General features: G+C 63.0%; 17 protein-coding genes. 7 read left to right on the plus strand and 10 right to left on the minus strand.

The genetic code is table 11. The annotated features are described in order from the left end of the window. Nucleotides 1–115 precede the first annotated feature (115 nt). The 3 genes from ACS5Q0_RS04750 to ACS5Q0_RS04760 form a co-directional block, all read right to left on the minus strand. Nucleotides 116–613 carry a CAP domain-containing protein gene (locus ACS5Q0_RS04750; RefSeq protein ID WP_473125450.1) on the minus strand — a complete coding sequence of 166 codons (498 nt, stop codon included), beginning with the start codon at nucleotides 611–613 and terminating at the stop codon, nucleotides 116–118. After that, on the minus strand, nucleotides 610–3162 hold the full coding sequence (locus ACS5Q0_RS04755; protein ID WP_473125451.1) for a DUF3772 domain-containing protein: 2553 nt from the start codon (nucleotides 3160–3162) through the stop codon (nucleotides 610–612). The genes ACS5Q0_RS04750 and ACS5Q0_RS04755 overlap by 4 nt, the downstream gene beginning before the upstream one ends. 141 nt (nucleotides 3163–3303) lie before the next feature. Continuing rightward, the gene (locus ACS5Q0_RS04760) at nucleotides 3304–3594 is read right to left on the minus strand and encodes a hypothetical protein (protein WP_473125452.1); all 291 of its coding nucleotides are present in this window, start codon (nucleotides 3592–3594) and stop codon (nucleotides 3304–3306) included. Nucleotides 3595–3940: 346 nt separating this feature from the next. On the opposite strand from ACS5Q0_RS04760, the gene ACS5Q0_RS04765 reads away from it, so the two are divergent. Further along, entirely contained in the window at nucleotides 3941–6691 is a 2751-nt protein-coding gene (locus ACS5Q0_RS04765) for a glycoside hydrolase family 2 protein (RefSeq protein ID WP_473125453.1), read from the plus strand. A gap of 76 nt (nucleotides 6692–6767) precedes the next feature. Here the strand turns inward: ACS5Q0_RS04765 and ACS5Q0_RS04770 are convergent, their stop codons facing one another. From ACS5Q0_RS04770 to ACS5Q0_RS04800, 7 genes are all read right to left on the minus strand, one after another. Beyond that, nucleotides 6768–8942 carry a family 1 glycosylhydrolase gene (locus ACS5Q0_RS04770; RefSeq protein ID WP_473125454.1) on the minus strand — a complete coding sequence of 725 codons (2175 nt, stop codon included), beginning with the start codon at nucleotides 8940–8942 and terminating at the stop codon, nucleotides 6768–6770. Nucleotides 8943–9013: 71 nt separating this feature from the next. Next, nucleotides 9014–10168, minus strand: coding sequence for a UDP-galactopyranose mutase (gene glf / locus ACS5Q0_RS04775; RefSeq protein ID WP_473125455.1), 1155 nt, complete (start codon nucleotides 10166–10168; stop codon nucleotides 9014–9016). Nucleotides 10169–10173: 5 nt separating this feature from the next. Then, a complete protein-coding gene (locus ACS5Q0_RS04780; protein WP_473125456.1) occupies nucleotides 10174–11376 on the minus strand; it encodes a glycosyltransferase family protein in 1203 nt (400 codons plus the stop codon). Between the two features lie 208 nt (nucleotides 11377–11584). Further along, the gene (locus ACS5Q0_RS04785) at nucleotides 11585–11896 is read right to left on the minus strand and encodes a polyhydroxyalkanoic acid system family protein (RefSeq protein WP_473125457.1); all 312 of its coding nucleotides are present in this window, start codon (nucleotides 11894–11896) and stop codon (nucleotides 11585–11587) included. A 171-nt stretch (nucleotides 11897–12067) separates the two neighbouring features. Beyond that, nucleotides 12068–12373 carry a hypothetical protein gene (locus ACS5Q0_RS04790; RefSeq protein WP_473125458.1) on the minus strand — a complete coding sequence of 102 codons (306 nt, stop codon included), beginning with the start codon at nucleotides 12371–12373 and terminating at the stop codon, nucleotides 12068–12070. A gap of 103 nt (nucleotides 12374–12476) precedes the next feature. Beyond that, nucleotides 12477–12743 (minus strand): hypothetical protein, encoded by a 267-nt coding sequence (locus tag ACS5Q0_RS04795; protein ID WP_473125459.1) that lies wholly within the window; start codon nucleotides 12741–12743, stop codon nucleotides 12477–12479. Nucleotides 12744–12912: 169 nt separating this feature from the next. Next, nucleotides 12913–13227, minus strand: a complete 315-nt coding sequence (locus tag ACS5Q0_RS04800; RefSeq protein ID WP_473125503.1) for a septal ring lytic transglycosylase RlpA family protein — start codon at nucleotides 13225–13227, stop codon at nucleotides 12913–12915. Nucleotides 13228–13622: 395 nt separating this feature from the next. Here ACS5Q0_RS04800 and crtI point away from each other — a divergent pair, with 395 nt between their 5' ends. The 6 genes from crtI to ACS5Q0_RS04830 all read left to right on the plus strand — a co-directional run bounded on the left by crtI (nucleotide 13623) and on the right by ACS5Q0_RS04830 (nucleotide 20267). Next, nucleotides 13623–15173, plus strand: coding sequence for a phytoene desaturase family protein (crtI, locus tag ACS5Q0_RS04805; protein ID WP_473125460.1), 1551 nt, complete (start codon nucleotides 13623–13625; stop codon nucleotides 15171–15173). A 10-nt stretch (nucleotides 15174–15183) separates the two neighbouring features. Beyond that, nucleotides 15184–15591, plus strand: coding sequence for a DUF2141 domain-containing protein (locus tag ACS5Q0_RS04810; RefSeq protein WP_473125461.1), 408 nt, complete (start codon nucleotides 15184–15186; stop codon nucleotides 15589–15591). 52 nt (nucleotides 15592–15643) lie between these two features. Then, the gene (locus ACS5Q0_RS04815; RefSeq protein WP_473125462.1) at nucleotides 15644–16681 is read left to right on the plus strand and encodes an SAM-dependent methyltransferase; all 1038 of its coding nucleotides are present in this window, start codon (nucleotides 15644–15646) and stop codon (nucleotides 16679–16681) included. 114 nt (nucleotides 16682–16795) lie between these two features. Then, nucleotides 16796–18331, plus strand: a complete 1536-nt coding sequence (locus tag ACS5Q0_RS04820) for a phytoene desaturase family protein (RefSeq protein WP_473125463.1) — start codon at nucleotides 16796–16798, stop codon at nucleotides 18329–18331. Between the two features lie 95 nt (nucleotides 18332–18426). Then, nucleotides 18427–19167 carry a lysophospholipid acyltransferase family protein gene (locus ACS5Q0_RS04825; RefSeq protein ID WP_473125464.1) on the plus strand — a complete coding sequence of 247 codons (741 nt, stop codon included), beginning with the start codon at nucleotides 18427–18429 and terminating at the stop codon, nucleotides 19165–19167. Next, nucleotides 19164–20267, plus strand: a complete 1104-nt coding sequence (locus tag ACS5Q0_RS04830; RefSeq protein WP_473125465.1) for a glycosyltransferase family 2 protein — start codon at nucleotides 19164–19166, stop codon at nucleotides 20265–20267. Before ACS5Q0_RS04825 ends, ACS5Q0_RS04830 begins: the two co-directional genes overlap by 4 nt. The last annotated feature ends 4 nt before the right edge of the window (nucleotides 20268–20271 follow it).

Consider the following 20271-nt stretch of genomic DNA (forward strand, 5'->3'; position numbering starts at 1 on the left):
TCGAAATCAGGCATTGGAATCGAGACACGCTCTTACACCGCCGACACAGGGGCCAATGCTAAAGAGCTACGCTTCGATTTAGGTTCCAGATGCCTTGGAAATGCCCAGTTCCGGCTCAGGGTCGGTCCGCCGCGACGACCAGAGCCCAATAGACCTTGTACTTGGAGCTGGGCGTATAGGCCGTGGCTATGCCGATCCGCGTCGCTTTGGAGTCGAGCAGCACCCTGTTGTGCTGCGGACTCTCGCGCCAGCCGGAGAAGGCTTCGGCGAGGGTGTGATAACCGGCGGAGAGATTGACGGCCGGTGCGGCGAAGCCCTCGGAAGCCAGCCGGCGCTTGAAGGCTTCCGCCGAGCTGGGCTTGTCAGCCCTCGCCATCGCGTCGGCCTCGGCCTGCGCCGCCGCCTGCAGATCGGGATCGAGCGTGAGCAGGCCCAAGCCGTTGTTGCGGCGATAAGCGCCGATCATGTCCCGCGCCATGGCCGCATCGACCACGGCCCCGGCGCCGGCCATGGAGGCATAGAAGCTCGGCGTCTGCGAAGGGGCCTGACGCTGCTCGGACTGGCAGCCTGCAAGGGCAAGGGCGGAAAGGCTTAGACAGATGAGGCTCTTCATGCCGGCGATTTATCCTTGAGAAGGGTTAAGGTTTCATCCTCGTCTCCCTCCTTTTTGGATGTCTCGGATTTCGGTTCCTCCTCGGGTTCCGGAGCAACGGGCCCAGGCACCCCGACCCCGGCTTTCCGCAGGCCCCGGAAGACCTCGAAATAGAGATCGCTCGACACTCGGCCGGCGGCATCGATGTCATCCACGAAGCAGACGAGATCGAAATCGATCGTATTCTCCGTCACTTTCTTGAAGAGGACGCGCGGATGGGGCTCGCTCATGACCTCGCGATGCGCCAGCGCGGCGCTGCGCATGATATCGGCCATCAGATCGGGGTCCGTCGCGCGCGGCACGGGGACGGAAACGATGACGCGCCCGACGCGATCGTTGCGCACGCGGTTGCGGACGATCCCCGAGATCAGGTTCGAGTTCGGGACGATCAGCGTCGAACGGTCGAAGGTCTGGATCTCGGTCGAACGCACATTGATCCGGCGCACATAGCCTTCGCCATCGCCTACGACCACGAGATCGCCCACGCGGATCGGGCGCTCCCACAGCAGAATCAGGCCCGAGATGAAGTTGTTGACGATGGATTGCAGGCCGAAACCGATACCCACCGACAGGGCACCGGCCACGATGGTCAGCCGCTCCAGGCTCAGGCCGAGATAGGTGAAAGCGATGACGCCCGCCGTGATGATGCCCACATAGCCCGCCGCCGTGCGGATCGAGTTGCGCAGGCCCGCATCGAGATCGGTCGCCGGCAGGAAGGTGTTGTCGAGCCAGCGCTGGATAATGCGCGTGACCGTGAAGCCCGCAGCGAAGAGCAGCGCCGCGATGAGGACCGACGACAGGGAGATGGTGACGTCGCCGACGCTGAAGCCGAAGAACAGCGCCCGCAGCGAACTCGCCACATCCGTGGATTCGATGCCCCAGGGCAGCAGGATCAGCAGGATGGCGATGACGATCAGCGCCAGTCGCGCAACGCCGCTCGCAAGCACGCCGATCTGCTCCAGCGAGCGCCGGCGGATGCCCGTATTGGCCTGCAGCGTCGTGGCGAGCCTGCTTTGGGCCCGCAGCGAACCTGCGATGAACTCGTCCGCGAGCGTAATGCAGAGAATGAGCATGGCGATGATGAGGGAAATCGACACCGCCTGGTCGATCACGAACGAGGCGAGCGCCGTGTATCCGCCGAGCACGCCGCAGATCACGACAGCCACCACGAACCACCCCAGTCCGCGCACCGGTCCGCCGATATCGACTTCCTGCGCGACATAAGGGCCGAGGCAGTTCTCCTCGTTCTCCCGCGCCGCGAAGCGGCGGAGGAGATCGGCAAAGATGAGCGCCATGGCCAGGGCGAAAACCGCCCGGGTGATGACCGTGATCGGCAGGGCCGCGGCGATGGCCTTGTTGAACGATTCGATGACCTTTCCGGCGATCAGGACCGTCGCGAGGGCGACCGAGAAGTTCATGATGCGCGCGGCGGATGCATCCCGTAGGGGGATCAAACGCCAGGACGGGTGGTCCGGCGCAAGAATGGCGTCGATGAGGGCACGCACGCAGGCGATGAAGGCCAGGCCGCCGAGAAACGATCGCACCACGGCCTCAAGGCGGGGAGTGACGATGTCCACCGAATCGAAGGCCACCCAGACGAGCCAGCTTCCGGCAATGGCCGGACCGGCACCGAGGACGAGAACGGCGACGGCGGCCATGAGGCGGCTGCGGCGCGAAGGATCCGTGATCGCCGGGTCGCGCCGGACGAGACGGGGTGCGATGGAGCGGCGGCCGACATAAAGCGCCACGGCGACGCCGATCGCAAGGCCCAGAAGCAGCAGCACGCCCAGAGTCGTGGTGCGCTGCATCTGTTCGAGATTGTCCGACAGCACGATCCTTTGAGCCCGCAGCTCGCGTGGAATCGCCTGGATGACTCTCATCCAGAGATTGGGGCTGAGGAGCCCGTCGCTCTGCTCGAACAGCGCGCGCGTGAAGCCAGACCGGCGCAGGTCGCCGATCTGGGCGCTCAGCTGCTCGGCCTGGACCAGAAGCGCGCGCCCGAGGCGCTGCGTTTCGTCGAGTTCCGCCACGGCGGCCTCCCGGTCCGCCCGGTCCCGGGCCACGTCGGCGCTTTCTTCGGGCTGACCGCTGGCAGGCTTCGGTCCGAGCTGGGAAAGGCGCTGGCGGCTCGCCTCGAGCCGCGGGGCCTGCTCCTCGATGACCGTACGGATATCGGCGATGATCGGCTCGATCTGCTGGCGCAGGTTCTGCAGCTCCAGATCGGACAGGACGCGTCCCTGGAGCGCCATTTCCTTCTGGTCGAGATCCGCCTTGTAACCGTCGAGCTTGGCGCGGGCCGCCTTCGTTTCCGCCGACACGTTGGCGGCGGGGCCATCGGGCGGCGCGGCAGGCTTTGCCGGCGCTCCGGGAGCGGGAGCGGGAGCCTGAGGTGCGGGAGCCTGCGGCTGGGCCGGCATCTGCGCCTGCTGAGCGAAAGCCAAGCCGCCCGAGGCGAGGCTGCACGCAACGATTGCGGCCGACAACAGCCGCTTCAGTCCAATCCCGGTCATTCAGTTTGCCTTATCGCATTCCCTTGCGGGCCGGTTGATTGCGAATCAATAAGGCAAAAACTCGCCGCCGGTTGAACGAAGTGCAACAAAAAAGCCTGGACGGCTGGGCACCATCCAGGCCTTTGGCGAGAAGGCGATCCCTTAACGCTTCGCCGGCTCGTTTGCGGAGGGCTGGGCCTCTGGAGCGGGATAGGCCGGGTTGGCAGGCGTAATCCGGTTCGTCGGGTTTGCATTCGAGGAGCCGGTCGTGGAACCTGTCGTCGCCGAGCGGGCGGCGTCCGTGCCCGGATCGTCGGGCGATTGCGCGCCCGCCCAGATCATGTATCCGCCCGCCGCGATCGCGAGCAGGAGCAGAGAGCCGATCAGAACGCCGAGAACCGGGCGGCCGGAGGGACCCTGGCGGACTCGATCGTCGGGAATTTGTTGAGCCATCTGAAGCCTCATTGAAAAGCAGGGACAGTCGGGCGAGCAGCAAGGCTCGGCGTTGACAGGGCAACGCCGGATCCAGGGGCCGGTTCCTGCCAAGCCAAGGTTCCTGCCAAGCCAGGACGGCGGCGTGACCTTTCATGCAGAGGCCTGCCTGCCTGGATCCAATGCTGGACTCCGCCGTTGTTCGAGACGGGCCATTCACCAGAGCCTGAGACGAGGACCGATGGTTCGGACCGGATTAGAGGGCATCGATTGTCGCACCCGCCGGCAAGGCTTGCGTCTCCCGGTCCGCAGCCTTTTTTTCGCCGTCTTGGGGACCCTTGGGTAATCTCTGATTCAAGGAGAAATCATGCAGGACAATCGCATCAGTCTGGATGGGACTTGGGAATTTTTGCACGTGGCCGACGACCGTTTGTCGGGCCCGGCAGAAGTTCGCCAGATTGTTGTGCCAAGTCCCTGGCAGGCCCAGTTCTCGGATCTGCGCATGCGGGCGGGGATCGGGATCTATCGCAGGACGGTCGACATCGACGAAGCGTGGCTGCACGACAGCATCTGGATCCGTTTCGGCGCCGTCTTCCACAACACGAAGGTCTTCATCAACGGCGAGCCCGTGGGCCACAATGAGGGTGGGTTCCTGCCCTTCTCGTTCGATGTGACGCCCTATCTCAGGCCCGGTCCGAACGAGATCAAGGTGCGCGTCGACTCGCCCACTGACAACCCGGCCGAGTTCCCGGATTCGCCCTTCGCCGAAATTCCCTTCGGCAAGCAGAGCTGGTACGGCCCGCTCTCCGGGATCTGGCAGTCGGTCTACCTGGAGCGCCGCATTCCCGACCACATGAACCGCGTCCGGCTCGTTCCGCAGCTCGCCACGGGCCGCGTGACGTCAGGCGTCTTCTTCGCACGTCCGCTCACGGATGCCACGCAGATCCGCATCGAAGTGACCGATCCGTCCGGCAGCATCGTCGTCGACGAGATGCACGAGACGCAGGTGGGCGTGACCAGCATGCCCTTCGAGCTGACGGTGCCGGACGTGCAGCCCTGGTCGCCCGACCATCCGAACCTGTATCGCATTCGCCTGCAGCTCATGCGCGGCGGCGACGTGAAGGACGAGATCGCCGACAATTTCGGCTTCCGCACCATCGAAACGCGCAACGGCAAGTTCTACCTCAACGGCGAGCCGCTCTACCTGCGCGCGGCGCTCGACCAGGATTACTATCCGGACACGATCTGCACCGTGCCCTCCGTGGAGTTCCTGGAGGATCAGTTCCGAAAGGCGAAGGAGCTCGGCCTCAACTGCCTGCGCTGCCACATCAAGGCGGCGGATCCGCGCTATTACGAAACGGCCGATCGCATGGGCATGCTGATCTGGACGGAGCTGCCCAACGGCGGCATGGCCACCGACCGCTCACGCGGGCGCAAGGAAAAGCTCCTGAAAGGCATCGTCGATCGCGACGGCAACCACCCGTCCATCATCATCTGGACGATCATCAACGAGAACTGGGGCGTCGATCTCGTCAACGATGCGGACCACCGCGATTGGCTCAAGCGAACCTTCGCTTGGCTGAAGGCCTACGATCCGACGCGTCTCGTCGTCGACAACTCGCCTCTCGCTCCGAGCTTCCACGTGGAATCCGACATCGCGGATTATCACTTCTATGCCGCCTACCCCGACCACCGGGCGCAGTGGGACCAGTTCGTGGACGAACTCTCGAACCGCGCCTCCTGGCTCTATTCGCCCCATGGCGATGCGGTGATCACGGGTCGGGAGCCTCTCATGTGCTCCGAGTTCGGCAACTGGGGCCTGCCTTATCCGAAGGACCTGCGCGATTCCAAGGGCGAGGAGCCCTGGTGGTTCGAGACTGGCCACGACTGGGGCGAGGGCGTGATGTACGCCCATGGTGTCGAGAACCGTTTCTCCGACTGGAGCATGGACCGCGTTTTCGGCGACCTCCGCCGCTTCGTGATTGCGGCGCAATGGCAGCAGTTCCGTGCTTTCAAGTACGAGATCGAGGCCATGCGCCGGAAGCCCAACCTCGCCGGCTATGTGATCACCGAGCTGCACGACTGTCACTGGGAGTCGAACGGCCTTCTCGACATGCGCCGCAACACCCGTGTCTTCCACGAGCTGTTCCATATCTTCAACTCCGATACGGTCATCGTGCCGAAATGGGAGCGCGCCTCCTATTGGTCCGGCGAGACGGTGGAGCTGGGGCTGGCTGTCGCCCATGGCGCAGGACCGGCTCTGGAGAATTGCAAGCTCGAGATCAGCATCTGCAACGAGACGCAGCAGATCAGCCTGCCGCGCATCGAAGCTCCGGATGTGCTCGATCTCGGCCGTGTCGAGATCCGGCTGCCGGAGATGAACGAACCGTCGTTGCGTCGCATCGGATTCGCGCTGCGCACCCCCGACGGGCGCCTCGTCGCGCAGAACCACCACGACATCGCCATCCACCCCGCTCGCGCACGTCCCGTGCATGTTCGGGAGCTGGTGTGGTCTCCGGACGAAGACATCCGTGAGCGCTTCAGCGCACTGGGCTACACCATGGCGCGCGCCTTCGAGGAATCGACGCTGGTCGTCTCCCGCACGCACAACAAGGCCATCGCCGACCACGTGCGCGCCGGAGCAAAGCTGTTGCTTCTGCCGGAAGAGGACATGAGCCTCTACCCCTTCTTCCCGCATTGGCAGGCGGTGAAGGTGCAAACCCGTCACGGAACTCTGTGGTCGGGCGACTGGGCCTCCTCCTTCGCGTGGTTGCGCCGCTCGGGCCACTTCTCCCGGTTCCCTTCCGGCCCGCTCCTCGACGAGACCATGGACCGGGTGCTGCCCGATTATGTGATTTCGGGCTGCAACCTGCTGGACTTCCAGGCCCGCGTCTTCGCAGGCCTCGTGGTCGGCTGGATTCACAAGCCGGTGGCACTCGGCGTCGAGCGCTCCTACGGACGCGGCCGGCTCGTCGCTTCGACCCTTCGCCTGCTGCGGGATGAGCCGCTCGCCGATCCGACGGCCACCATCCTGACCGATGCCCTGGTGGAGCTCGCGGTCGAGTCGCGGACTGCCCGCATCGAGGAAGCGGTGCGTGCCGCGGAGGCAGCCGCGTGATCGGCCGCATCATCAAAACGAACGGCGCGGAGAGATCCGCGCCGTTTTCATGAGAGCCCCTCGCCGAGCCGAAAAGCTATTCGGCCGCCACTTTCAGATTCTCCTCCGACCAGTCCACCTCGCTGTCGATGAAGAAGCGGTCGAAGGCGCTCTCCAGCCGTGGCATGAGAATGCCCCGTTCGGTCGAGAGAGCCGTGTTCAGCACCGGAAGATCATCCGCATCCGTCACGAGACACGGATCGAAGCCGGCCCGCTCCGCGGCCTGCGCCGCCAGATCGCGCCAGGATAGCTCGCCGACATTCGCCATGTGCCATATGCCGGTGCCGCCATCGATCAGCAGGTCGAGGGAAGTATTGACGAGGTCCGGCACGTAGGTGGGCGACACCACGTCGAGACTGGCCCGCACCCCTTCGCCTTTGCTCAGGGTGTTGAGAACGGACCAGACGAAGTTGCTGCGGTCCCAGGGTCCGAAGAAGGCGCTCGTTCGGATGATGAGGGCCCTGTCGTGCGCGGCCAGAACCCGCCGCTCCGCTTCGGCCTTGCTGGCGCCATAGACCGTGGTCGGATTGACCTCGTCGCTCTCCACATAGGGCCGGTCGAGTGTTCCATCGAAGACGAGATCCGACGAGAAGGTGACGAGCGGGATATCCAGATCCGCGCAGGCCTTCGCCAGCACTTCGGCCCCGACAGCGTTCTCGCGGAAGCAGGCCTTCGCATCGTTCTCGGCTTCCGAGACGCGCACATAGCCCGCCGTGTTGATCACCGCCCAAGGACGATGGCAGGCAAGAGCCTCGGTGACGCTCTTCGCGTCGGCGATATCCATGCCGGCCCGCGAAAGCAGCGCATGGTTGAGGCCACGGAATTCGGCAAGGCGCGAGAAAGCTCGCCCCAAAGTGCCGGTGGCGCCCGTGATCAGAAGCTGGCGCGGCTCGTCGGCAAGCCAGCAGGACTGGGATTGCTTGGCCGGTCGCTTGTAGAAGCGGATATCCCGCTTCCACCAGCCGGCGCGGTCGAGAACCGGATGATCGTAGGTGCCGGTCTTCGCCAATGCTTCGGCTGCATGAGCCAGGGCCGTGCGCCGGGGCTCGGGAGCTCGTACGTCGAAGGGACCCGGCTCATAGAAGCCGTTGCACTGCGTGAGCAGGCTGTTCCAGTCCACGGCGCCGAAAAGCGACCAGACCGTCACGGCGCGAATATCGGCCCCTTCGCCCCGCAGCGTATTGACGTCGTTCCACACCTCCTTGAGCCAGCGCAACTGATCGTCGCGCGAGCTGCCGTGATGGGCCTCCGTCACGGCGATCGGACGCTTGTAGCGCTCCCACACCTCCCGCAGCCGGGCGGCCGGTCCGAGATCCCCAGGCGGCAAGGGCATGCGCACCGCTTCCGCGTCCGCATATCGGTGCTTGCCGTTCCCTCCCCAGTGATGCTCGGGATAGCGCTTCATGTTCTCGTCGAGATAGCGCTCGCTCGTGAGGTAGTGATTGATACCGATGATATCCGGTGCGGCATCGCCTTCGAGGAGCAACTCGAGATCGGCTTCGCTGACGCCGCACTCGATGAAAATGGGCCACCAGGGATGCTCGCGGTCCACCATCCCGCATAGCAGATCGAAGCCGAGGAAACGCCGCTGGTTCTCGTGCTCCGCCTGATAGGCGAGCAAGGGCGTGGAGAAGGTCTTTCCCATGTCGTCGGTCTGGACGAGCTTCGCGTGGGGTTGAACCCTGCGAATGGCACGCATGGACAGAACCGTCGCCTTGCATTCGTTCACCAGGATCTTGAGGAAGGACTCGTAATCCGTTCCGTGCGGATACCAGTGGCCGTAAAGCCCCGAGAACCGCGCCGTGGTGAGCGGTTCGTTCACGGGCGTGTAAAGATCGATATGGGGGTAGCGCGTGGCCACGTTGGCCGCGTGACGCGCCAGAAGCTCGGGCCAGGCAGGATCCAGCATATGGGTGTAGCGCGGTCCGCTGCCATGATGGCAGAGGCCCGCGATCGGGCGGATGCCGAGCATCCGCATCCGGCGGATCCGTTCGTCGTGCCACGAAAAATCCGTGCGGTCCGGGCTCTCGGGAGAGATCGTCTCCCAGAGCACCGGATGGCGCAGCGTGCGGATTCCGAGTTCGGCGATGCGGTCGAGATCCTCGCTCCGGTCGCTATATCCCGTTTCCTGGCTTTGATCGCGATACTCGTCGCCAACACGCGCGACGGTACATTCGATCCCGCCCCACAGTTCCAGGGGTCGCCTCATCATTCAGCTCCGAGCTATTGTATCAAGCACTCAAAAACTGTGCTCAGTGCGAAATGTTCGATGAAGTTACCTCTTTAGGACACGAGCGCCGCCGGTGACGACATGGCTGTGACGCTCGATGTATCCGCCCCGAGCGGCAAGGCCTCGTTGATGCGCCGGAACGTGGCGAGCGCCTGACCGACGATCTGATCCATGTTGTAGTAGCGGTAGGTCGCCAAGCGGCCCACGAACCAAACATCGGGCGTCGCGAGAGCCAGACGCTCGTACTTCTTGAAGAGCTCCTGATTTTCGGGCTTCGGGATCGGGTAATAGGGATCGCCTTCAGCGGACGGATACTCATAGGTGAGAGCGGTCTTCGCGTGCTCCTGACCCGTAAGGTGCTTATATTCGGTCACGCGCGTGTACTCGTGCGTCTGCGGATAATTCACCACGCCCACCGACTGATGCCACGGCTTGTCGAGCGTCACGTGCTCGAAGCGCAGAGAGCGGTATGGCAATTTGCCGAACTGATAGTTGAAATACTCGTCGATCGGACCGGTATAGATAACGCGGCGATGCGGCACGATGTGCTTGACGTCCTCGTAATCCGTCTGGGTCATGACGTGGATGTTCGGATGGCTCACCATCTTCTCGAACATCCGGGTATACCCGTGCTTGGGCATGAACTGGAACTCGTCCGTGAAATAGCGGTCGTCCCGGTTCGTGCGGGTGGGAACGCGCGAGGTGACGGACTTATCGAGCTCGGACGGATCGAGGCCCCATTGCTTGCGGGTGTAACCGCGGAAGAACTTCTCGTAGAGTTCACGTCCGACAGCCGAGACCACCACGTCCTCCGACGTCTTGATCTCGCCGGTCTTCTCGGCCCTGTCGGCGAACCAATCCTTCAACTGCTCGGAACTGAGGTTCATCCCATAGAGCTTGTTGACGGTATCGAGGTTGATCGGAATCGGCACCTGCATGCCGTCTACTTCCGCGAGGACCCGATGCTCGTAGAAGCGCCAATCGGTGAACCGGGAGAGATAATCGAAGATCTGCTTCGAATTGGTATGAAAGATATGCGGTCCGTACTGATGGATCAGCAGGCCGTCGTCGTCATAACGATCATAGGCGTTTCCGCCGATATGGTTGCGGCGGTCGATGAGAAGGACGCGTTCATTGCGCTCGGTTGCAAGGCGTTCGGCCAGGACACTACCCGCGAAGCCGGCGCCGACAATCAGCCAATCGTACATACATATTACTCCGCGGGCGTCGTGGCATAGATGGGAAGGGATGTGGCGGGACGGTTCGAGGCCATGTCACCGGTCGCATCGAGCATAAGCTTGTGCATCGCGCTCCAGGTCTTGTCCCAGGAGCCTTGCGCCAGATGACGGTCGACTTTGGCGAGCCAGGCTTCCTTCGGCCGGATCAAGACGGTCTCGACCTTTGCAACGACCTCCTCGGCGCTGCGGGCGATCTCAACGAGCCCTTTCTCGCCATAGGGCTTCACCACGTCGGTGATGGGCGTCGAGACGACGGGAACGCCGGCGGCGAGGAATTCAGGCGTCTTCGTTGGGCTGATGAACTTCGTCGCCTCGTTCAGCGCGAAATTCATGAATCCCACGTCCCAGCCGGAAAGATAATGAGGAAGCTCGCTGTAATTCTTGCCGCCGAGCCAATGGATGTTGGAGCGCCGGGGCAGCGTTTCCGGGTCGATCTTCACGACGGGTCCGATCATGACGAACTGCCAGTCAGGACGCAACTCCGCGACTTGAGCCAGGAGATCCACGTCCATGCGTTCATCCACGACGCCGAAGAACCCGAGTCGCGGATGCGGAATATGGGCCTGATCGGCAGGATCCTTCTCGATGGAGCGGGCCTGCGAGAAGTGGCTGAAATCGATGGAGGATGGGAAACCATGAACGCTGCGATGGCGGCCCTTCTTGGCTTCGTAGAGACTCATGCCGCCGGTGAAGACAAGATCGCAGCGGGAGAACAGCGCCGTTTCCAGGTCGAGCAGTTCCTGCGACGCGCCGCGGAAGAGCGACAACTCGTCCATATTATCGTAGACGCAGAGGTCGCACTCGAAGTCGCTGGTAAAGGCCATCGCCATGGGCGTATAGTACCAGAACACGCGCGAACCATGGGACTCACGGCCGATCAGAGTCTCAATGAGATCGTGCTGCTCGGCGACGATATCCTCCGGCAAAAGGCCTTCCGGGAGCATGGGGACGGCAATTGTGACGCCTTGCGGGCGCGTGCTCACATCCATGTGCGGCTTGATGCCCGGCTTGAACATGGGCTCTTCAACGATCAGCACGTCGTAGTGCTTGGCGGCACGGCTGAGCAGATGCTGCGGGCGCTGCCAGACAAAATCCCAACGAAGGTGCGAGAAACAGACGAGGAGAGGCTTTTCGGAACCGGTCTTGGAGGGAGAACGAAAGGCATGCGGCTGCGTCATCAAACGCTCATGCATAGCGCGATCCTCAGAAACAAATGTGTTGTCACGATCGGACGGAAAATCACGGTCCGGGGCGAATTATGCGATGTCTTTAATGAAGCGCACCGGAGATGGGTCACGGGCGCAATCGTTTATTCAACGCCCTGGGTGCTATTTGGTTCCGTCTACATTCATGTTCGTGAACAGTTATTCATGATGACCAGCTGAATCACTTCTTCTCCAGCATCAAGGTGCCCTGCTTTTGAATGAAGGTCTTTGCCTTTTCGGCGACCATGGCGAGGATCCACGGAAGCTGCACTTCCACGCGCACCTGCTCCTCCATCACCTGGACGTTTCCGCTGACATTCTGGCCCATGGCGCCGACGCGAAAATCCATCCGGTCCCCTGTCCAGCTTTCATCGATGGCGGCAATCTTGTCGCTGAATTGGGATTTGAGGCCGCTCATCCCGCTCTGAAGCCTGCGCAGAGCCTCGGCCTTGCCGAGATTGTGGGGGATGGAAACGACGAGAGGCTTTGACATGGCGATGCTCCGCTGGAGCCTCGGACCTGACCATGGGTCCCGCTTCCGGGCCCCCGCCCGAGGCTCTCGTTGACCGGTGCGCATCCTTCGGCAGGGAGAACGGGCTCCACCCTGTCGAAGGATGCGCTTGACTGACACGACAAGCGAAGCGGCACGGCCCGGGTTCCGCCCTCAGAGCATTTCGACCTTGATGGCGCGCACCACGATGGCTTCCTGCTGGAAGCGCCGCTCCAGCTCCGCGCGATAGTTTTCCCACCATGTATGGTCGATTTCCCGGGCCATCACTTCGAAGACCACGATATCGTCATGGGTGGAATGGCCACCTTCTTTCCAGACGCCCTCGGCAGGGGCGCGGGTGAAACTGGTGATGCCGCCGAACCGCTCCGACAATTCGGTACGGACGCGGCCATAAGCCTTCCCGTCGAAACGGCGGCCGGCATTGTCTGCCAGCGGCAGAAGAATCTGCACCAGATGCATCGTCTCGTCCCTGCAATCGCGAGTGTCCGGAGAGCTTGCACAAGCTCCTCAACGTCATGCGGCAGGAAATAGTTCAGGCGAATGAAAAGGCGAGACCGGATGATCAGGCCAGAAGAGCTGCGAAAAGCTCCTGATCCGTCTCGGGCCAGTCATCATCGACCCGGTATCGGCCCGAGGGCTTCGAGACGCGCCATGGATGAACCATGGAGGACTGGAACGACTCCGACGGACGCAGGCGCCGAACCGTACCGTCGGACAGAACCTCGTCGATAACGACGAAGCCGAAGATATGGAGGCGCGTCGCCATATCCTTGGTCGCCCGGTCGTCGGCCGCAATCGGAAGCGAGCCTGCGGTATAAACCGCATCCATTAGGCTCTTCTGATCACGGCGGGAATTGGCTGACGAGCGCGCGCCCGGAAAGCGAATGACGTTCGTCGGCTGAGACGATCTCGATTCCATGTAAGCAACCCTTGGTCCCGAATCGGGGCCAAGATTCGCCGCAAGGGATTAAGAAGCGCCTAACTCCGGCTGATTGGCCTCATTCGACCATGTGCAATGAGACATATCCGGTTCCGGCAGAGGTCAGGCCCAGGGCCTGGGCGGGGCCTTGCGCCAGGTCGATAATGCGCCGGTGAGCGAAAGGCCCGCGGTCGTTCACACGAACAATCACCGAGCGGCCATTCTCCTCGTTGACGACCTTCAACCGCGTCCCAAAAGGCAGGGAGCGGTGGGCCGCCGTCATGGCGCTGGAGCTGAAGCGCTCGCCGCTTGCGGTCTTCCGGCCCTGGAAGCCAGGACCGTACCAGGAGGCGGTTCCACGCTGAAATTCCTTACCCAGACTGGCTTGCGAGATGGATCCTGTTGTCGAAGGATCGTTAGACGCTGTTGTATTGCACGCCGCAACAAATAGAAGTGGTGCCAGTGCCGACACGCGGGTGAGGATATTCTTCAAAGATGGTCTCCCCTTCCGTTTCGATGGGAAGTGAAGCTCAACTTTAAAAAGGCAAGAATAAGGCGGCTTGATTTTCTCCTTATAAATCCATACTTCTGGCACTGTGAATAAACTGAAATTATACCCTATTTCCGTTTCTTTCAGGCAACATATAGCCTGAACACGGTTTCATGTTCGCTAGGAATTTTCGATTTTTCCGTCGTTTGTCCGGCCTTGCCTCTGGTCGCCGAAGGAGAGTGTTCTACTTGGCTTGATTCCGGTTCTGGCTGCCTTCGACGCAATGGGATGGCCGTTTCATGTCGAATGCCTCGCACTCTCCGCGCGTAGCTGTCGTCGGCGCAGGCCCCGGAGGTCTCGCATCCGCCATGCTCCTGGCCAGCGAGGGCATCCCCGTAACAATATTCGAAAGCGAGCCAGACGTTGGCGGCCGCACGCGGACTATCCGTACGCCGGGCGGCTACAAGTTCGATATCGGCCCTACGTTTTTTCTCTATCCGCGCATCCTGAAAGACATCTTCGAAGCCTGCGGCGAGCGCCTGGAAGACCACGTCGAACTCAAGCGGCTCGACCCGCAATACCATCTCGTCTTCGAGGGCAGCGGCGAGATCCGCGCAACGGCCGATCTTGCGCGTCTCGAGCAGGAAATCGCGCGGCTTGCGCCGGCGGATGCACGCAACGTCCGTCGCTTCCTCGACGACAATCGCGCGAAACTCGAAGCTTTTCGGCCCATTCTCGAGCGGGCATTCACGAGCCCCGCCGATCTCGTATCGCCCGCCATACTGGCCGCTTTGCCGAAGCTCCGGCCGTTCTCCAGTGTCGATGGAGATTTGAAGCGCTATTTCGCAGATCCGCGTGTGCGCCTGGCCTTCTCGTTCCAGACGAAATACCTCGGGATGTCACCGTTCCAGTGCCCAAGTCTCTTTACGATTCTTTCGTTCCTGGAATACGAGCATGGAGTTTATCATCCGGTCGGCGGCTGCGGCGCCGTGTCGGAAGCCATGGCGAAAGTCGCCCGTAAGATAGGCGTCGAGATTCGCCTCGGCACGCCGGTCGATCGCATTCTCTACGAGAAGGGCGAAGCGGTGGGCGTGGAGGCCGGCGGAGAGACGTTCGCGGCAGGCTCTATTGTCGTCAACGGCGATTTCGGTCATGCGATGCGCCGTCTCGTTCCGGAAGCCATGCGTCCACGCTGGACGAACGCGAAGCTCGATCGAGCGAAGCTCTCCTGCTCGACCTTCATGCTCTATCTCGGCATCGAGGGCGATGTGGGCGACCTCGCCCATCATACGATTCTTCTTGCGCGGGATTACGAACGCAACATTCGCGAGATCACCGAAGGCATTCTCTCGGAACAGCCTTCCATCTACATCCAGCATGCGGGTGCAACGGATCCCACTCTTGCCCCGCAGGGACATACGAGCCTCTACGTGCTCGTCCCGGTGCCGAACCTGCGGTGCGGAATCGATTGGCAGGCGGAGGCGCCGAGATATCGCAGAATTGCACTTGAGCGCCTCAAGCTGTTGGGGCTTGGCGACATCGAAAGCCGCATCCGCTTCGAGCGCATGGTTACCCCACAAGGCTGGCAGAGCGAATTCTCCGTGTTCGAAGGAGCGACCTTCAACCTCGCGCACAATCTCGCGCAGATGCTCTATTTCCGGCCACACAACCGGTTCGGCCGCAATGTCTACCTCGTCGGCGGCGGAACTCATCCCGGCAGCGGCCTGCCCGTGATCTACGAGGGCGCGCGCATCACGACACGTCTTCTGATGGAAGACCGGGAACGACGGCGCGCCGGATGGCGGCTGCCGGGATTGGAAAGCGAAGCGATCCGCGAAGCCACGTTGTGAGGGAGCACGCATGAGACGTCCTGGATGCATTCTCGGTCTCGCCCTCATCGCCCCCTCGATGACCCAGGCTGCTACTCTCACGATCCGCGCAGAGGGCGTCGCTTCGGCGCAGGGCATGATTTATGCGGGAATCTGCGACACGAGCTTTGACGAGAGGAGCTGTCCCTACAGGGACCGGGAGGTGGCACGCGCCGGCACTGTCGAGCTGCGTGTGCGGAACGTGAAGCCAGGCTCCTATGCTATCGCCGTGTTCCAGGACACAAACGGAAACGGCAAGCTCGACCGCAATTTCCTCGGCCTGCCGAGCGAGCCTTATGGCTTCTCGAACGACGTGGGGCGCCGCGGGCCTCCGAATTTCGAGGCCGCGCGGATCGTCGTGAGAGAGCCTTCGACGACAATCGTCGTCCCGATCCGGTAGGCCCGCTATGCTGTGGCGCGCCTATGCTCTCCTCTCTCACGGCGGAGATCGCATGGGATGGCGCCCCTGGCGAAAGCCCACCCGTCCGCGTCTCCGGCAGCGTTCCGACGAGGTGCTCGAACTGCTGGAGCGGACGGACGAAGCCCTGTGGCTTGCCAGCGCCCTCATGGCCTGCGCGGATTCAGGCGTGATCCGCCGCCTCAAGACACCCGCGACGGTCGGGGGAATGGCCGAGAGCCTGTCCCTCGATCCGGCGCTCGTCGCGGCGCTCGTGGATGTCCTGGTCGGCGCAGGTTTTGCGAGCTGCGAAGGCGGCCGCGTCCTGGCCGGCCCGGCCCTGCAGCCCTTCACCTCCGCAGAGGGAGCAGAAACCTTCAGAGCCGCCTTGCAGGCTCCGCTTCTGCAGACGGAAGATTTCAGGACCAAGCTCCGGGAGGGCCGACTTGCGCTGGCAGGCTGGACCCACACCGACGAAGCGATCATCGACGCTCAGGGCGCGCTGACGCGACTCTGGACCGCAAAGGCCCTGCCGAAGCTCAAGTTCCTGCCTGGCCTTGTCGCATGCCTGGAACGACAAGGTGCGGGCCTCCTCGATGTCGGCGCGGGAGCGGCGGGACTGTCGATCACCCTGTGCCAAGCCTTTCCCCACCTGACGGCAATTGCTCTCGAGCCGGCGGAGCGCCCGGCCATGATCGGCGAACGGCGCGTGCGCGAGGCGGGACTCGCCGCGCGCGTCACCCTGCGCCGCCAGCGCGTGGAACAGATGGAGGACGAGGCTGTGTTCGATCTCGCCTTCCTGCCGCAAATGTTCCTGCCGGACGCCGTTGTGGCTGAAGCAGCCCAGCGGATCTATCGCAGCCTTCGCCCTGGCGGCTGGCTCCTCGTGGCGGCGCTGGCGGATAGCGGGCCCGACATTCCCTCTTCCGTCAATCGCCTGAAGAATCTGCTCTGGGGTGGCGGAAGCCACAGCATGGACAGTCTCAAGCCGCCGTTTGTTGCCGCCGGGTTCGATCCAGTCATCCGGGCGCCGGGCGGGCGCACCATCCGAATGATCTGCGCCCGCCGACCCTTGGCCGGGAGGTCACCTTGAACTGCGTTTTACCGCTCCTACAACCAAGACGTTAGTGATGCGCATGACCAGGAAACGAGGCCTGCGGGCCTTCTGGCCCGTACTTCACCGTCCAGACCCTTTGGGAGAAACGTCTTGAACGCTCAAAGAGCTTCGGTTGCCGTGGTCGGCGGAGGTCTGGGGGGATTGGCGGCGGCCTGCGTCGCGGCGGCGCGCGGTCACTCCGTAACACTTTATGAGAAGAATGCCTGGCTCGGAGGCAAGGCGGCAGTCCTGCACGAGGGCGGCTTTCGTTTCGATATGGGACCGACGATCCTCACCGTTCCGCGCGTGCTGGAACGTATCTTCGCGGAAGCCGGACGCAACCTGTCCGACTATCTCGATCTCGTGCGGCTCGATCCACAATGGCGTTGCTTCTTCGACGACGGCACCCACATCGACCTGCAAGAGAACATCGACGCGATGGCAGCCGTCATGGACCGCTTCGCCCCCGGCACGGGCGCCGGCGACGGGTACAAGCGCTTTCAGGAAATTTCGGCTCATCTTCACGACATCTCCAACCGCTTCTTCTTCTGGAAACCGGTTGAGGATCTTTTCGATACGATCGATCTACGCGCCAACATGAACCCATCGACCTTGCGGGACGTGCTGTCCCTGCGCATGGGCTCATCCGTTGCAGGCACCATCCGCTCCAAGGTGAAGGACGAGCGATTGGCGCAGATGCTCGATCACTTCACCCAATATGTGGGTTCCTCGCCCTATGGATCGCCTGCGGTTCTCTGCGCCATCGCCCATATGCAGGCTGCGGAGGGCGTCTGGTATCCCATGGGCGGCACGCGCGCGGTCGCCGAAGCGCTGACGACGCTCGCCTGCGAACTCGGCACAACCTTCAAGCCCTCCTCAGACGTGACATCCCTTTGGATCGAGAGCGGCGCGGTGAAGGGTCTCGTCCTCGCCAACGGCGAGACTGCACCGTACGACTGCGTGATCTCCAACATGGATTCCATCCGCACATACCGCGAGCTCGTCGGCGGCGAGGTCGGCGAGCATTACGCGCGAAAGGATTTCGAGCCGGCGTGTTCGGGGGTGGTGCTCTATCTCGGCCTGAACAGGCGCTACGACCACATCCTTCATCACGATTTCGTGTTCTCGCACGACCCGGAGGAGGAATTCGAATTCATCTATCGCCGCGGCGAGCCGGCACCCGATCCGACGTGCTACATCGCCGCTCCGGCCGCGACCGACCCCGCCGTCGCTCCGGATGGCGGCGAGGCGCTCTACGTTCTGGTGCACACGCCATTCCTGAGGCCACACCACGATTGGTCCCGGATGTTTCCCGCCTATCGGCAGGTGATCATCGACAAGCTCAAGCGCACGGCAGGCATGCACGACATCGAGGAGCGCATCGTCGTCGAGCGTCACCTGACCCCTCAGGATATTCATGATCGCTACAAGGTGCTGGATGGCGCCATTTACGGCTTGGCGAGCCATGGCAAGTTCATGGGAGCTTTCAAACCCGGCAACCGGAGCCGGCAGATCCGCGGTCTCTACCTCGCAGGCGGAGCGGCTCATCCGGGCCCCGGAATGCCGATGGTGATGATGTCAGGCTGGATCGCGGCCGACGCTCTCGACGCAGACCTCAAGTCCGATCAATTGCGGAACGTCTCCTGATGCAGGATCAAGGCAGCGCGATAGGAAAACGACTCTTCCGACAGCAGGCAGGCACATCTCCCGTCGCGCGCCGCTCTCCGGCTATTCACCGGTTCATGGTCTCGGTATTCCGCCGCTATTTCACGCGACATATGAATGCGCTGCGGATCGCCGGATGGGGGCAGCCCGTTGTGCCGCACAAGGGCCCGCTCATCGTCTATTCCAACCATCCGTCGTGGTGGGATGCTGCCATCTACATCCTTACAGCCGATCGTCTCTTTCCGTCTTACGAAAGCTACGCTCCCATCGATGCCGAGATGCTGAAGCGCTACGGCGTCTTCGGGCGCATGGGGGCTTTCGGGGTGGACCTGCAGAGCAGGCAGGGCGCAGCTGATTTCATGAAGGCGAGCGCCGATATTCTGTCGTCCCCGAGCCGCGCGCTCTGGGTGACGGCGCAGGGCCGCTTCGCCGATGCCCGCGAGCGCCCGCTGGGCCTGAAGCCCGGCATCGCCCATCTGATCGAGATCTCGCCCGACTGCACGGTCATCCCTCTCGGCATCGAGTACGGCTTCTGGCTCGAACGGGGGGCGGAGGCCTTTATTGCCTTCGGAAATCCCATGCGCGGCAGCGACCTGCTCGAACTCTCGCGTCCCGCCCGCCTGCAGCGCCTCGACAATGAGCTCGCGGCCGTGCTCGACCGGCTGGGCGACGATGTGAAGGTCCGCGATCCCGCCCGCTTCCGGATATTGCTTGAGGGTCGGGCGGGCGTCGGCGGGTTCTACGACGGCTGGCGCCGCCTGACATCGGCCCTGCGTGGGCGGGCCTTCGATCCCTCGCATGAGGGCCACCAGTCATGACCGCGATCGGCGTCATCCTTCTCGCGCTCGCGGCCATCCCAATGGCGCTCGCCGTCATCAACCTTCTCGTTCTGGGCAGGACGCTCCGCGCTCCCGCGCATGGGCAAATGCTCGTTTCGATCCTGATCCCCGCCCGCAATGAGGCAGAGAATATCGGACCCGCCGTCGAGGCGGCCCTCGCAAGCAGTGGCATCGAAACCGAAGTGCTGGTCATGGATGACGGTTCGACGGACGCCACGGCCGAGATCGTTCGGACGATCGCCGCCCGCGACCCACGCGTGAGACTGCTGAACGCACCTCCTTTGACGGAGGGCTGGACCGGCAAGGTTCACGCCTGCCATCATCTCGCACGGCACGCGCGCGGAACTCACCTCCTCTTCGTCGATGCCGACGTGCGGATCGCGCCTTGCGCTGCGTCTCTTCTGGCGGGCCACGCACAGGCGACGGGCGCCCGCCTCGTCAGCGCGGTCCCGCGGCAGATCATGAGGACGCCCGGCGAGTGGCTGACCGTACCGGCGATCAATCTGCTGCTCCTCGGCTACCTGCCCATGAACCTCATGCGCGCCTCGGCGCATCCGGGCTTCGGCGCGGCCTGCGGACAATTGATGCTCGTGGAGAGGAAGGCGTATCACGCAAGCGGGGGGCATGCCGCGATCCGCTCTCTGATCCACGACGGCATCCAGCTCGCCCGCCAGTTCCGGCGCAACGGCTTCATGACCGATCTCGTACCGGGAGAGAGGCTCGCCGTATGCCGCATGTACTCACGGTTTGGGGATGCCTGGAACGGTTTCGCGAAGAATGCCCATGAGGGAATGGCGAAGCCCCTGGCGCTGCCGGTCTGGACCGTCCTGCTCTTCGGCGGGCACATCCTGCCGTTCCTGTTGTTGCCCTTCGCGCCGACATGGCCCGTCGCATGGGCCGCGCTGCTGTCGCTCGCGACACGCGCCATGGTGACGGTCGCGACGCGCGAGACTCCCGTCTCCATTCCTTTTCACCCTTTCACGATTCTCGTGAGCCTCGCACTCCAATGGAGCGTTCTCCTGCGGATCGGCCGCGCGGGCCGGACAGGGTGGAAGGGCAGGCTTTATCCGGTGGGGTGATGCC

The organism is Microvirga sp. HS2 (assembly GCF_055792805.1).